Origin of the sequence: Acinetobacter sp. yr461, from assembly GCF_900110445.1 — a bacterium.
In the GTDB taxonomy this organism is placed as follows: domain Bacteria; phylum Pseudomonadota; class Gammaproteobacteria; order Pseudomonadales; family Moraxellaceae; genus Acinetobacter; species Acinetobacter calcoaceticus.
Genome location: NZ_FODU01000001.1, coordinates 404825 through 420433, shown reverse-complemented (window position 1 = coordinate 420433; position 15609 = coordinate 404825). Strand labels below are relative to the sequence as shown.

The window sequence follows — 15609 nt, the reverse complement described above, 5'->3', positions numbered from 1 at the left end:
TTTTATTTGATCAAATGGAAAAGCTAACAATAAAATTAGAAAGCTGTAACTATCTAATATAAAGCGAATTTCATGCCATATTTTGTGATAAAAAATAATCCATATAAAAATATTTAAAATTTACATTTTAATTAGGCACTTAAAACTTCTGGGACTATATAAATAAAAGTAAGTTTATGCCAAATATTATATTTATATAACTTATCCATCATTAACCTATAATGCACAATTAAAAGTCATAAATGTTTCATTCTAGTTCAGAAAAAATCGTTATTTTTCACAAAAAATAACAGATCAAACATTTGATTTATAAATAGAAGTATATTAAATTATCATAATGTTACGTTATACAATTACATTTCATAAAGTTCTAAAAAGATACAAAAATGAATATCTAATACATGAAGATTCAAACAATGATTATTTTTTATACAAATAAATTTGAAACTTTTCGCCAACTCATTATTTTTTTCCAAATAGAAAAATAATTTCTTTGATTCCACTCTCTGAATTACAGCCTCAACCATAATAAAATCAATATTTATCAGTATTTTGCATAAACTAAAAAAAGAAAAATATATAGTTGGCACTTGCTTTGCTTAAACACTTTTCAGCAATATCGCTAACTACAACAAAAAGGGATCAAATCTACGATGAAAAAAAAATACAATGTTCGATCTCAGGTAACCCCCAAGATCGGCAAAACAATTCTTAAATTAAGCACCCTTAGTTTAAGCATGATGTGTCTTACCCTGGCACAAGCAGCAGAAACCGAACCATCATCAACATCTGAAGACAAACCAGTCAAAGTCATAAAAGTTGCTGTGACAGGCTCATCAATTAAAGGCGTTGCTGCTCAAAGCGCTTCACCAATTACAGTAGTAAAAGTTGATGAAATTTTAAAACAAGGGGTGACTACAACTGAAGAAGCCTTAGCCAAAATTAGTGCAAACCAATCGAACTTTGTTACTGCCAGCAACGTGGGTACAAGCAAAACAGCAGGCTCGGCGGCAAACCTTAGGGCTTTAGGCGCCAATAAGACTCTTGTTTTACTTAATGGTCGTCGGTTGGCTGCAAATGCATACGACAGTGGCGTCACAAACTTAAATATTATCCCACTTGCAATGTTAGACCGTATTGAGGTTTTACGTGATGGTGCCTCTTCCATTTATGGAACAGATGCAATTGGTGGAGTAATTAACTTCATTACCAAAAAGCAGTTTACAGGTCTAAACTTAACCGCTGGTTATCAAAAACCAGAACAAAAAGGTGGTGAACAGCAAGACTATAGCATCTTTGGTGGCTTTGGTGATTTAGACGAAAATGGCTATAACGTTTTTGGTGTTGTGGACTATCGCAAAGGCGATGATGTCATGGCCAAAGACCGTAAGGTCAGTCGGCGTGGAGGAATATTACCCGAATTAGGTGTAAATAGAACCAGTAGCGGTTCCTTTCCAGCCAATGTCCCTGGTTTAGGTAATCCCTATGCAGCTACGGGGTGTGGTAATGATCCTCTAGTAGCGAGCACCGATGGGGAAACTTGTCGATATAACAGTCAAGCTGTGATTGGAATTGTTCCAAAAACAGAAGACATCTCAGCTATGGGCCGAGCTACTTTTAAACTGAACGATAATTTTAATGCGATTGCAGAATATTTATATGCAAGAAGTGAAGTCACTACTTCAGTTGCGCCAGATGTATTTTTTGATTTGACGCTTGACCCAAGCAGTAAATATTATCCAGGTAAAGGTATCACTCCTGCTTTAGCAGGTGCTACTGGAACTATCCCTCTATATTTGCGTTCACAATCGGGGAATCGTGTAAGTAATAGTATTAACCAGTCACATAGAATATTTGCTGGTATTGAGGGTGAAACTCATGGTTGGGATATTAATTCAGGAGTTACCTATGCGCATAGCAGTGCCTCGGATGCTCTCGTAAGTGGCTATTTAAACTATGACAAAACTCAAGAAGCTTTAACCAATGGCACATTAAACCCGTTCGGACCTCAAAATCCTGAAGATGCGGATGCGTGGAATCAGTTAGGCGTTGAAGGTAAATATTTAAAAGCTAATCTAGACACAACTACTGTAGATTTCACTGCAAGCCGACCTATATTTAAATTACCAGCTGGAGACGTTGGTTTTGCGATTGGTGCAAGCTATCGTTATGAAGATTGGACTTCAAAAGTTATGGCGGATATTGCCCGTGTAGCTCCAAGTGCAGGTAGCGACCCTGATGAACCAGAAAATACTGGCGATCGTAATATTAAATCGGTATTTACCGAGTTCCATATTCCACTTCTTAAAACATTAGAAGCTCAAATCGCCGCTCGTTATGATGACTACAATGATTTTGGCAATACGTTTAATCCAAAATTTGCACTTCGTTGGGAACCGATTAAACAGTTAATGTTCCGTACAACTTATAGTACAGGTTTCAGAGCCCCAACACTTTGGGAAGTGAATGGTCCAAATTCCGTAACCAATACAGGTGCGTCATATGATGATCCAGTACTTTGCACAGGTGGCAAGGTACAACCAGGAGGAAAAAAAGAACGCGATTGTAATATGCAATTCGACAGACAAAATGGGGGTAATAAAACTTTAGATCCTGAAGAATCAAAGTCTTTTACTGCTGGATTAGTATTTGAACCAATTAAAAACTTAGCCTTTACTCTTGATTACTTCAATATCGAAGTCGACAAGCAAATTGCTACACTTTCGGAAACTGCTATTTTTAATGATCCCGTGAAATATGCAGACAAATTTGTACGTAATCCTGATGGTTCATTAGATTATATTATTACAACACAACAAAATTTAGGTGGAATTAAAACTTCAGGTTTCGATGTCGGCTTAAGCTGGGTTTCTCCAATGACTGCTACAGGTCGATTCGGTTTGAACATTGATGGTACATATATAACAGATTACAAATACCAAGCCGAACCAGATGGAGAATGGATAGGTGTTGCTGGGTCATATAGCGGCTTAGATTATCAATCTATTATTCTGCGATGGAAACATACTGCAAACCTAAATTGGAATTATGAAAACTGGGCTTTAAACCTACAACAAAACTTCTCTCGTGGGTACCAAGATCAAAACTCTGATGAGCAAAACCATAGAGTCAGTGACTATACAACATATAATATTTCAGGCACCTATAAAGGCTTTAAAAATCTAGAAGTCACAGCTGGTATCAAAAATATTTTTGATGAAGACCCTCCTGCTTCTAATGTAATTGATAACTTCCAAATGGGATATGACCCACGTTACGCAGATCCTTTAGGACGTACGTACTTTGTACGAGGTACATATAAGTTCTAAATGGTTGTTCTGCAAATATAACTCTCAATAGTTAGTTTGCAGAACAAATACCCATTCTTAGCCAAACAGTCATTTAAAAAAATTGTTTGTCTACAGTTTCAGGAGTAACTATGGGCATGACTTTTACAGACATAGAAAATAAATCTGCAAAGCGCCTTATTGGTATTGCCGCAGTGCTTTTTCTGCATCTTCTTGTTGCCTATATTCTGATGTCAGGTTTAGCAAACAATATTCAAAAACCAGCAGAAAAACCTGTGGAATTGCAAATTATTCAGGATATTAAGCCACCGCCTCCTCCAAAACCAGAGGAGCCCAAGCCTAAGGAAAAACCGCCTGAGCCACCTAAAATGGTAGAAAAGGTAGCCAAAGTACCCGAGCCAGTGAAACAGGTCGAAAAAGCGACACCTGTACAAAAAGTGACTCCAGTAGCTCAACCGACTAAAGTTGCCCCAACTCCAACTGCTGCACCTAGCACTCCATCACCTAGCCCAGTTGCAGCACCTGCTCCAGTGGCTGCTGCTGCAACACCAGCACCAAAACCTGCGGGTGTAACTCGCGGTGTTTCGGAGGGTTCTGCTGGCTGTGAAAAACCTGAATATCCACGTGAAGCAGAAATGAGTGGTGAACAAGGCACTGTGCGCATCCGAGTTTTAGTTGATACCAATGGCAAGGTTATCGAAGCAAAGGTGAAGAAGTCGAGCGGGAGTAGAATCTTAGATAAGGCGGCAACTAAAGCTTACAGCCTATGTACGTTCAAACCTGCAATGAAAGATGGCGTGCCTCAGCAAGACTGGTATGAAATTGAATATCCATTTGTAATTGAATAAACAACTGAATTAGCAAGAAATTAAAAATATTGGAGATAATATGATGAAAAAACCAACTCAACACCTAGTACGCTTCGCTTCTGCAAGTTTAATCGCAGCATGCTCTTTACTTCCATTAAGCTCGGTTTTTGCAGAAGAAACGAATACTCCAGTTGCAACAGCAACCGCTGAGACAACTTCAAATGCTGCAACTCCGACTCCACCACCAAAGCCAGCAACAAGTGAAACTGTTAAAAATCCTTATGGCCTAGAAGCGCTTTGGCGTGAGGGAGATTTAGTTGCTAAATCTACTTTATTTATATTAGTACTCATGTCGATTGGTACGTGGTACATCATTATTTCTAAATTCTTACAGCAAGCTAAAGTAAAGCGCCAAGGTAAAGAAGCAGAGAAAAGTTTTTGGGAAGCAACTTCACTAGATAATGCAGCCGACAATCTAGAGCAAAGTAGTGCATATCGCTTTATTGCAGAAAAAGGCATTAATTCAACTAAATCACACGGCGGCTCTTTACTTGAACGTATTGACTTTAATACATGGGTAAGCATTTCAATTCAACGCGCAATTGAAAAAATACAAAATCACTTAGGTGGTGGTTTAGCCTTTTTAGCAACAGTTGGATCAACGGCACCATTTGTGGGTCTTTTTGGTACAGTTTGGGGAATTTATCATGCATTAACAGCTATCGGAATTTCAGGTCAAGCATCTATTGATAAAGTTGCTGGCCCTGTCGGTGAAGCTTTAATCATGACAGCTATTGGTCTTGCAGTCGCAGTACCTGCTGTACTTGGTTACAACTGGCTAACTCGCCGTAATAAAGCAGTTATGGAAAATGTCCGTTCGTTTGGTTCAGATTTACATGCGGTTTTATTAAGTGGAGAAATTAATACCAATAACTCCATTAACCGCAGCATTAAATAATCAGGAGTAAACATTATGGGTATGAGTGTTGGCTCTGAAGATGATGATGAAATGATTGGCACAATTAACACCACACCTCTCGTTGATGTCATGTTGGTTTTACTTATTATTTTTCTTATTACGATACCGGTAGTTACACATACGGTTCCTGTGAAACTGCCAGAAGAAAAAAATACTCCGTATGCAACAACACCTGAAAATATTCAACTTTCTGTAAACAAGAAAGGAGATATTTTTTGGAACGAAAGTTATGTGCCTAATAAAGAGCTATTGCTGTCAAAACTCCAAGCAGTTGCACAAAAAAGACCTCAGCCAGAGGTACACATTCGTGGAGATCAGCTTACCCATTTTGAGGCAATAGATCAGGTTATTAGCACGACCAAACAAGCCGGTATTGGCAAAATTGCCTTTGTTACTAGCCCTCCAGCCTCCCCGTAATTAACTTAAGGAGAATTTTATGGGTATGAATGTCGGCTCAAATAATGATGATGACGTGATGTTAGAAGTCAACATGACACCTCTTATTGATGTCATGCTGGTACTCATTATTATGTTTATTATTACCATACCTGCGCCAAACAACGCGATTAATATTAATTTGCCAAATGGCACACCGCCGCCAACAAATGAAAAGCCACCTGAAGTCATTGATGTAAAAATTGATGCAGCTGGCAAAGTATTTTGGAATAACCAACAGGTTTCTGACCGCACGGCACTAGAGACTTTATTTCAAGGTGTTGTTGCCAAAAAAGATCAAGACCAGATCAAACTTAAACCTGACCAAATGGCTGAATATAAAAACGTAGCGATGGTTATGGCTACAGCGCAGCGTTTAGGTGTCACTAAAATTGGAATTGTGAGCAGTAACTAATATTGCTTTTAAATCTATTCTATTACTTCATACGCTAACTGGAATTTTCAGTTAGCGTTTTTTTTTGAAGGGAAATATTCAACTCTAAAATAATATCTCCACACTCATCATGTTCTCCAGTTTCTATAAAACCTATTTTTTTATAAAGTTTATTAGCAACGTGATTAGATGATTTATACATAGTTCGAATGCGTTTAGCTCCTTTTGTGAATATTTCATCAATCGCCATTTGCAAAGCTGCGGTACCATAACCTTTGGCTTGATTATTTGCATCAATCATAAAGCGAAACAACCAAAACAATGTCTCATCAGGTGGATCAGTTTCGACACAATACATTAAGAAACCAACGACTTCATTATTAAAACAGATCACTCGTGGACAGTAATGTTCTTCCACTTTAGACTCAGCAATAGAATATACATTTGGCGCAACATAATCTTTTTGAGATTCATCCAATGATAATCTTGCAGATTGAATCCAATTCTCTCGATTGAGATTTTTTAAATTAATCAAACTTAAAACCTTTTAGCTATAAATCTGCTTTCTAGTAAGCACAAAATATACCGAAAATAAAAAAGCCTCCGAAGAGGCTTTTTTTATGACAGGTTAAAATTAGTCACCTGTATAACCTTTTAACTTTAAACGAGCAGCGTGTAGTAACGGCTCAGTATAACCAGAAGGCTGTTCACAACCTTTAAAGATGAGGTCAGAAGCTGCTTGGAAAGCAATATTGGTTTCAAAGTTAGCTGCCATTGGTTTGTACAATGGGTCATTCGCGTTTTGCTCATCAACAATTTTTGCCATGCGTTTAAGCACTTCTTCAACTTGTTCACGAGTCACAATACCGTGACGCAACCAGTTTGCAACGTGTTGAGAAGAAATACGTAATGTTGCACGGTCTTCCATCAAGCCCACGTTGTTAATATCAGGAACTTTCGAACAACCTACACCCAAGTCAACCCAACGTACAACGTAACCTAAAATACCTTGGCAGTTATTTTCAAGTTCGTTATTGATCTCTTCTGCTGACCAATTTGTTTCAGGTGCAAACGGCGGAGTCAACAAGTCATCTAATGACAACATTTCTTCAGCTTTTAACTGATCTTGACGTGCTTTTACATTAACTTGATGGTAATGCATTGCATGAAGTACTGCACCTGCTGGAGATGGAACCCAAGCACATGAAGCACCCGCATTTGGATGTGCAGCTTTAGTTGCCAACATATCTTTCATGCTATCTGGTTTTGGCCACATGCCTTTACCAATTTGTGCTTTACCTTGTAAACCAGACTTCAAACCAATTGCAACGTTACGGTTTTCGTAAGCAGCAATCCATTTTTGTGTTTTTACAGCTTCTTTACGAACAACTGGTGCAGCTTCCATTGACGTATGAATTTCATCGCCAGTACGGTCCATGAAACCAGTATTAATAAAGATAGTACGGTCTTTTGCAGCAGCGATACAGTTTTTCAAGTTTACAGATGTACGACGTTCTTCATCCATAATACCGATTTTTAATGACTTCGCTGGTAATCCAATCGCCTGTTCAGCACGTTCAAATAACTCTACAGCAAACGCAACTTCTTCTGGACCATGCATTTTTGGTTTAACAATATACATAGAACCTTTGCGAGAGTTCTTGTTTTCGTTTTCACTACGAATATCAGCAACTGACAACAATGGTGTTACCAATGCATCCATAATTCCTTCGAAAATTTCTTCTCCATCTATTAAAATAGCTGGGTTAGTCATTAAATGACCTACGTTACGAAGTAACATAAGTGAACGACCATGAAGTTTTGTTGTGCCACCAATTAAGTTTTTAATTTCGCGGTCTTTATTTAAATCACGAACAATCGTTTTACCATTTTTCTCGATAGATTCTTGAAGCGTACCCTTCATTAAACCTAACCAGTTACGATAGCCTTCAACTTTTTCTTCAGCGTCTACTGCTGCAACAGAATCTTCTAAATCCTGAATTGTAGTTACAGCTGCTTCAAATGTTAAATCTTTAACACCAGCTAAATCAGTTTGACCAATTGGGCTAGATGCATCAATTTCGATAATGACATGAAGGCCATTACTTAAAAGTACAACTTCTGTAGGATTCGCTTCTTCACCATTGAAACCAACAAACTGAGATTCATGAGCTAAACCTGTTTTTGAACCATCTTTCAAAGTTACAACAAGTTTATTTTGCTCAATCGCATATTTTGTTGCATCGGCATGCGAACCTTGCGCAAGTGGGAAAACTTCATTTAAGAAATTTTTAGCGAACTCAATCACTTTTGCACCACGTACAGGATTATATCCTTTACCTTTTTCAGCCCCGCCTTCTTCAGAAATTACATCGAAGCCGTAAAGTGCATCATATAAAGAGCCCCAACGAGCATTTGCTGCATTTAAGCTATAACGTGCATTACGCACAGGTACAACTAACTGCGGCCCTGCCAATAATGCGATTTCTTCATCAACATTTTCAGTTGTAATTTGAAAATCTTCAACTTCTGGCAATAAATAACCAATTTCAGTTAAGAACGCCTTATAAGCACCTAATTCAAATTTGTTGTTACGGTGCCATTCATCAATTTTTGCTTGTAATTCATCACGCTTAGCCAATAATGCTTTATTTTTTGGGCTAAGATCGACAACAACTTGCTCAAAGTTCTTCCAGTAAGTTTCACTATCTAAACCAGAACCTGGTAAAGCTTCATTTTCGATAAAATCGTAAAGTTCTTTAGCAATCGCTAACTTGCCTTTTTGAATACGTGCAGTCATTGTCTTTCCTGAAGTTGCTACTTTTTATACCAAGAGAATCCTAGTATACCGATTTAAATTAAGCTGAATACTAATATCACATTCCTAAATAGTAAGCATTTTCCCTTGTAAAACTATTGACAAAGATAAATTTTTCTATATAGGAAATATTAAAATTCTAACTAGGATTCCCAACAATTTATTCAATATTTAAAGATACTGAAACTAGACTTTTTGTTAACAGACAAAAAATTTCACTATCTTATTTTTCTAAAGCGTATTTAGTTATATCAAACTTTGCAGCTTGAAAAAGCACTATTTAACGAAATTTATCTATTTTTGTTGTAAAAAAAGCGCCCTTATATAGAGCGCTTTTCATATCTATTTTTTATGCGTTTTTAGCTTCATCAATATGACGATGTTCTGAATGCAAATATTCATCCGATTGCATTTCTAATAAACGCGAACGAGTACGCTCAATTTCAAATGCTAACTTTTCACCTTGATAAATATCAATAATACTATCTTGAGAAGTTAAAAGTAATTTTACTCCACGATCATAAAATTCATCGACTAAGTAGATAAAACGACGTGTACCTTCAGACAAGAAATCTGTTAAATGCGGAACATTACTTACCAGAACCGTATTATAGATATTTGCAATTTCAATAAAATCTGCTGGGCTACGTGGTTTAAAGCAAAGTTCAGAAAATTCACACCACAATACATCTTCTGTATGCCCTAGAGTCTCAACAATACGATTATTGATTACAATAGGCTCTTGAGAATGAGCTTGTGTATGAGTTAATGCACTAAAACGTTCCGACATCCAGTTTTGGACTTCATTACTTAATGGTGATTTAAATAATTGAGCTTGTTTTAATACGCGTAAACGATAATCTACACCTGCATCTACATTTAAAATAGCGCAGTTCTTTTTAACCATTTCAATTGTTGGCAAGAAACGGTCACGATGAATACCGTTTTTATATAAACCATCTGGTGCAATGTTTGATGTTGCAATTAATGTCACACCACGAACAAACAATTTTTGAAATAAATCACTTAGAATCATTGCATCTGTTACGTTTGATACAAAGAACTCATCAAAACAAATAACGACTGCATCTTTATAAATTTGGTCAGCCACGATTTCAAGTGGATTACGTTGGCCTGAAAGCTTATTTAGCTCTTTATGAACATGTTGCATGAAATGATGAAAATGCATACGTGTTTTACGACGAAACGGCACTGACTCATAAAATTGATCCATAAGCCAAGTTTTTCCACGACCTACACCACCCCACATATAGACACCTTTAGGTGATGTTTGGCGGCGAAAACGACGGAAAGCTTTTTTAGAGGCTTTATAACGGTTTAAAAGTTCTTTCCATACGCGATCTAATTCTTGCACTGCCTGTGCTTGCGCTTCATCTGCCATAAACTGGCCTGAAGCTAAAGCCTCAGCATAGCGTTCTGCTGGGGAAGAAGGTGAGAATGCAGTACTATGAGAAGATTTTAAATTTAACATATCGTTTTATTTCAATTTTAACTGATAGGAGTATAGCGAACATTTTGTTCAACCACATTAGCTTTTAGCATCAAGAATTACGACGATGACTCTTTGCCATATTGTCGAGGACTCTGTCCAAACCATCGTTTAAATGCATGATTAAATGCCGCTGGTTCAGAATAACCGAGCAATTCGGCAATAACTTCTATTGAGTATTCCCTATATTCCATAAGCTTTAATGCCTTATTCTTGATGATTTGTTCACGAATTTGCTTATAACTCGTATTTAACTGTTGCAATTGATGCCTTAATGTCCTTTCAGGCATTTTCAATGCAAAAGCAGTTTCCGCCATGCTCGGGATAATACCTTGTTGCAACTCAAGATAATCTTGCACACATTGTATGATATGTGGAGTTTGGTGATCTTGTTGATTTAATCTTGTTATTTCTGTAATACATTTTGATTCATAAATACGATGTGTAATGATATCCGCCGAAGGGATCTTAATTTCAAGCACATCCTTGCTTAGGCTAAATGCTGCATATTTACCATTAAAGTGCACATCATCGCCATAGTATGCAAAATAGCGAGATAAAGTATCTGAGTCAGTTGGTTTTTCAAATGGAAGTTCTATACGCATAGCAGGCATTTGTAATCCCATCATCGTATAAATATCTTGAATAAATTTATAAGTTCCTGAAACTTCACATTGAGCCCGCAACTTGCCAATTTGTGTTTTCAAATCAACAGGCAAATAACTTAAAATTGTACGCTCATCAGTTTCATATAGGCCTAAAGCACCAAATAAATGAGTAAGTTTTTGATACTTTATCCCTTTATTTAATGCAGTTTGAACATCATTACTTGTTACAAGCAACATAAGTAATGGTCCGTAACCGGCTAAAGCATAATGCTGTCCAATAAATAGGCCCTTTTCAGGCTCAACATTTTCACTAATAATTTGTTGAATATCCCATTCTAGGCGATCATGAATTGTGGAACTCGGATCTAAAGCATCAACCTTAATTCCTATACCAGCCAAACGTGAGTCGACATCAATGCCTGCATTGCGCATTCCTTGAATTAAATACATTAAACCAAGTATCGACCGTTTCATTCTTCTATCAATTTCCCTAGACTCAAATGTTTTACTATAAACAAGAAAGAAAATTAATTGCCGAATCTATCAATTTTCACGTCGATACAATCATGTTTAAACTGGTTAAAAAACGTTAGTCTTGCCTGCAATCCTCCTTTTAGCTTATGCAGGGTTTCCAATGCTAAACGCAAAGCAAGATGCTATTCAAAAAACTAAAATCGCTATTATTGGTGCTGGATTTGGTGGCCTAGCAATGGCAATCCGTTTACTGCAAAATCAACAGCAAGACTTTGTTATTTTAGAAAAATCAAATGATGTTGGCGGAACTTGGCGGGAAAATCGCTACCCAGGCGCAGCATGTGATGTTCAATCTCATATGTATTCCCTCTCTTTTGCACCTAAAACCGACTGGTCAAAACGCTATGCTGAAGCACCAGAGATTTTTCAATATATTCAAGATATTACAGAAAAATACAAGATTAAAGATTATTGCAAGTTTAACCATAATGTGAGCAATGTCCAATATGATGAAGCACGTCATGTATGGACTCTAGACTTTAAAAATCAGCCTTCGATCGAAGCTCAATTTGTAGTTTTTGCATCAGGCCCGTTGCATATCCCACAAATTCCCCATATTCAGGGTATCGAAAAGTTTAAAGGCAAAGTTTTCCATTCATCACAATGGGAACATGACTATAATTTGAATGGTAAATCAGTTGCATCTATTGGTACAGGTGGTAGCGCAATTCAATATATTCCAGAAATAGCTGGAGATGTTAAGCAGCTCTATGTATTTCAAAGAACGGCAGCATGGGTAATACCACGAGATGAACGCAAATACTCAGGTTTGAGTAAAGCATTATTCAAATCTTCCAATCTTTATCGTCAAATTCATCGTAGTCGTCTTTATTGGAGTAATGAGTCACGCGTTGTACCGATTGTTCAACCTCAAATTATGAAATATGGTCAAAAGTTGGCTGAAGCTTTCATTCGCTTCCAAGTTAAAGACAAGAAAGTGGCCAAGAAACTCACACCGGACTTTGTGATGGGATGTAAACGTATTCTTATTTCAAATAAATACTTCCCTACATTTAACCGTAAAAATGTTGAGCTAATAACGGATAGCATTCAAGAAATTAAAGAAAACAGTATTATTACTAAAGATGGTAAAGAACGGCCTATTGATTGTTTAATTTACGGCACAGGTTTTATTACTGACCCACGTATTTACTTAAAACATTTCACTTGTATTGGACGCAATCAAATCGAGTTAAAACAGGCATGGAAAGATGGTGCAGAAAGTTATTATGGCATTATGACTAAAAACTTTCCTAACCTATTCCAATTGGTCGGCCCCAATACAGTTTTAGGTCATAATTCGGTTATTTTTATGATTGAATCTCAAGTAAATTACATTTTACAACTGATTCAACTCGTAGAGAAATCCGGTCAAAAAGCAATTGAGATCAAACCAGAAGTTCAAGATGCTTTTAACGAGCGGGTTCAAATTCAGCTCCAAGGGACTGTATGGCAAGCTGGAGGCTGTAGTAGCTGGTATCAATCTGCCGATGGAAAAAACTTTTCGTTGTGGCCCACCTATACATGGAAGTATTGGTTAGAAACGCGCAAAGTTAATCCTAAAGATTACTTACTCTTAAATAAAAGCTCACAGAGCTATGCAGCTTAAAATGTTCAAGACATAATAGGTGGGTTAAAAACAAGCCACCTATTATTATATGCAATCTTTTTATCTTATCATTCAAATTTTTTTAGCACTTGCTTTCGGCTATTTTCTAGCACCTAAACTATCTCTAAATATCCGACAGTTTATTTTCAAAATACTGCCCTATTTTTCCTATATTCTATTAGCAAGTGTGGCTTTAGAGTTAACACTAGCACTTGATCAAATTGAGAACCCTTCTGCGATACTTCCACCAGCTATAATCATTGCACTTACCACATCTTTTGGTTCTTTCTTTATATGTTTATTGGCTTATACAATTTTTGATAAACAAAGTGTAAAAGGAAAAATCTCACTTCAACTTTTTGTAAATGCTTTAAAGAATATTGCAAAAGCTTTTCTTGCCTTAGGTATCGGTGTTTTATTAGGAGCTATCGCCACTCAATTCAATTCACATATGGCATTTAATAGTTGGTATTTATTATTATTGTTTATTTTCTTAATTGGTATTGAACTTGCCTTCACTCATTTCAACCGTACATGGTTAAGCTGGAAAATTTTAATTGTACCTTTAGCTGCTTTTATAGGGTCATGTATTGCAGGCTTCTTCAACTACTTTTTGCTTAACAAACATTTTGCACTGAACGAAACATTAGCATTAGCACAAGGTTATGGCTGGTACTCAATGTCAGGGATCTTATTTACGCAATTACATTCGGCAGAACTAGGTGGCATCGCACTATTGACTGATTTATTTAGAGAAATTGTTGCTATATTTTTAATGTATACCATGGGATGGCGTTTTCCTCGCCCTGCTATCTCAAGTGCTGGCGCAACGTCAATGGATGTTACCTTAGCAATGGTAAAACAGTCATGCGGTACACATTATGTACCACATGCCATGATGAGTGGCTTATTATTAAGCCTACTCGCCCCGTTATTAATTAGCTTATTTCTAAATTTTTAGGCAATTGAAGCAAGAATAGATTTCAACATTTCTGTTGGGTTTTCTGCTTTAGTAATCGGTCGACCAATGACCAGATGTGTAGAACCATCAAGCATAGCCTGCTTTGGAGTCACAATACGTTTTTGGTCGTCCGCATTTGTCCCTTCTGGACGAATACCTGGTGTTACCAAAGAGAAGTCTTGCCCAATTAATTCACGAAGAATCTTAGCTTCTTGAGCAGAACAAACCACCCCATCTAAGCCACTTTCTTTAGTGAGTTTAGCCAAGCGCTTTACATGTTCTACAGGCTCAACATCTAGACCAAGATCTTTTAGATCTTCTCGACCCATTGATGTGAGTACTGTCACAGCAATAAGCTGGGTTTGATAGTTACCTGCTTTTAAACGCTCAACACAGGTTTCCATCATTTTACGGCCACCTGAAGCGTGAACATTTACCATCCACACTCCTAAATCAGCTGCTGCACAAACAGCCTGAGCGGTAGTATTTGGAATATCATGAAATTTAAGATCAAGAAAAACTTCAAAATTTTGTTCTTGAAGTTTTTTTACAACAGATGGGCCTTCATGAGTAAAAAGCTCTTTACCCACTTTTACACGGCATAAAGTAGGATCAAGTTGTTCAACAATTTTTAAAGCGTCATATTGGCTTTTTGCATCTAACGCAACAATGATACTCAAGAGACTTTCTTCCATCACATAAAATCAGCGTCATTATAATAGACAAGTCATCAAGTAATAAAGGAATGTATAAGGAAGGCTTTCAAATTTAGAGACAATAATGTCACGGGGATTGATTTTTAGAAAAATAAAAAGAAGAAAACACTGATAAATTAAGGAATATACTACTCTTTATTCGTGAATAAAGAGTAGTGTTCGAATTATAGCGGAGTAGAGTTTTTATCTTGAGGATAAACATCTAAAACGGTTTTTTCATGTCTTACATTTGCAGCGGCTTCTGCTGCTGCTAATTGAGCACTTTGAATCTGTTCTTTTCTCAAATGGTCAATATCTTTACGAAGACGTTTAATTTCCCAGCTTTGTTGAAACACTCTGAAAACCTGTACACCTAGCAAAAGACCGACCACCGTTCCAAGTACTAATGTGAGTAGCAATAATAAGCCTAATCGCATAGCTGGAACTTGAGTAAATAGCAAATCAACAGACAGCTCTGTTGGATTTTGCAATACAAGGGCTAAAGAATAACCAAATACAACAATAAGCAATGCAATTAAAATATAACGCATAGGCACCCCACTTATAAATTTTTATTTATTTTCCGGATTCGTTGACTGCATCACGCAGTGCTTTCCCGGGTTTGAAATGCGGAACAGCTTTAGCTGCCACTTCAACTGATCTTCCTGTTTTAGGATTGCGACCAACTCTTGGATCACGGTGGTGTAAAGCAAAGCTACCAAAACCACGGATTTCAATTCGATTATCAGTTGATAGTGCTTCTATCATTTGATCAATCATAATTTTAACCGCCTCTTCCACCAAAGGTTCAGCTAAGTGTGGGTTTTTTAGCGCAATGCGTTCAATCAAATCAGACTTATTAAGAGCTTCAGTAGTCATCTACGACCTCGTTATTTATTGCTACTCTATGTCGTCTGATAATAACCTGTTTAAATACAAAACGGTAGCG

The 15609-nt window shown here is 37.0% G+C and carries 14 protein-coding genes; 7 read left to right on the top strand and 7 right to left on the bottom strand.

Annotated features, from left to right (window positions below):
• Positions 1-653: 653 nt before the first annotated feature.
• The 5 genes from BMW38_RS02040 (at position 654) to BMW38_RS02020 (ending at position 5946) form a co-directional block, all read left to right on the top strand.
• A complete protein-coding gene (locus BMW38_RS02040; RefSeq protein ID WP_213031082.1) occupies positions 654-3329 on the top strand; it encodes a TonB-dependent receptor in 2676 nt (891 codons plus the stop codon).
• A 110-nt stretch (positions 3330-3439) separates the two neighbouring features.
• Positions 3440-4156, top strand: coding sequence for an energy transducer TonB (locus BMW38_RS02035; protein WP_092705614.1), 717 nt, complete (start codon positions 3440-3442; stop codon positions 4154-4156).
• A 40-nt stretch (positions 4157-4196) separates the two neighbouring features.
• Positions 4197-5075 (top strand): MotA/TolQ/ExbB proton channel family protein, encoded by an 879-nt coding sequence (locus BMW38_RS02030; RefSeq protein ID WP_005041052.1) that lies wholly within the window; start codon positions 4197-4199, stop codon positions 5073-5075.
• 15 nt (positions 5076-5090) lie between these two features.
• On the top strand, positions 5091-5513 hold the full coding sequence (locus BMW38_RS02025; protein ID WP_045432684.1) for an ExbD/TolR family protein: 423 nt from the start codon (positions 5091-5093) through the stop codon (positions 5511-5513).
• Positions 5514-5532: 19 nt separating this feature from the next.
• A complete protein-coding gene (locus BMW38_RS02020; protein ID WP_016138286.1) occupies positions 5533-5946 on the top strand; it encodes an ExbD/TolR family protein in 414 nt (137 codons plus the stop codon).
• Between the two features lie 34 nt (positions 5947-5980).
• Here BMW38_RS02020 and BMW38_RS02015 read toward each other — a convergent pair whose 3' ends face one another.
• From BMW38_RS02015 to BMW38_RS02000, 4 genes are all read right to left on the bottom strand, one after another.
• Positions 5981-6460, bottom strand: coding sequence for a GNAT family N-acetyltransferase (locus BMW38_RS02015; RefSeq protein WP_213031081.1), 480 nt, complete (start codon positions 6458-6460; stop codon positions 5981-5983).
• A gap of 99 nt (positions 6461-6559) precedes the next feature.
• Entirely contained in the window at positions 6560-8725 is a 2166-nt protein-coding gene (locus BMW38_RS02010; RefSeq protein ID WP_092705613.1) for a malate synthase G, read from the bottom strand.
• Between the two features lie 367 nt (positions 8726-9092).
• Entirely contained in the window at positions 9093-10235 is a 1143-nt protein-coding gene (gene zapE, locus BMW38_RS02005; protein WP_003651500.1) for a cell division protein ZapE, read from the bottom strand.
• Between the two features lie 77 nt (positions 10236-10312).
• A complete protein-coding gene (locus BMW38_RS02000) occupies positions 10313-11335 on the bottom strand; it encodes an AraC family transcriptional regulator (RefSeq protein ID WP_056479642.1) in 1023 nt (340 codons plus the stop codon).
• Positions 11336-11456: 121 nt separating this feature from the next.
• On the opposite strand from BMW38_RS02000, the gene BMW38_RS01995 reads away from it, so the two are divergent.
• Both BMW38_RS01995 and BMW38_RS01990 read left to right on the top strand, forming a co-directional pair.
• On the top strand, positions 11457-13004 hold the full coding sequence (locus BMW38_RS01995) for a flavin-containing monooxygenase (protein ID WP_092705612.1): 1548 nt from the start codon (positions 11457-11459) through the stop codon (positions 13002-13004).
• 49 nt (positions 13005-13053) lie between these two features.
• On the top strand, positions 13054-13965 hold the full coding sequence (locus tag BMW38_RS01990) for a lysine exporter LysO family protein (RefSeq protein ID WP_092705611.1): 912 nt from the start codon (positions 13054-13056) through the stop codon (positions 13963-13965).
• On the opposite strand, the gene pyrF is transcribed toward BMW38_RS01990, so the two are convergent.
• The 3 genes from pyrF to BMW38_RS01975 form a co-directional block, all read right to left on the bottom strand.
• Complete coding sequence (pyrF, locus tag BMW38_RS01985; RefSeq protein WP_092705610.1) at positions 13962-14660, bottom strand: orotidine-5'-phosphate decarboxylase; 699 nt, start codon at positions 14658-14660, stop codon at positions 13962-13964. The genes BMW38_RS01990 and pyrF overlap by 4 nt on opposite strands.
• Positions 14661-14845: 185 nt before the next feature.
• Positions 14846-15211: a lipopolysaccharide assembly protein LapA domain-containing protein gene (locus BMW38_RS01980; RefSeq protein WP_005041071.1), complete on the bottom strand. Its 366-nt coding sequence runs from the start codon at positions 15209-15211 to the stop codon at positions 14846-14848.
• A gap of 25 nt (positions 15212-15236) precedes the next feature.
• On the bottom strand, positions 15237-15539 hold the full coding sequence (locus BMW38_RS01975; protein ID WP_003651488.1) for an integration host factor subunit beta: 303 nt from the start codon (positions 15537-15539) through the stop codon (positions 15237-15239).
• Positions 15540-15609: the final 70 nt, after the last annotated feature.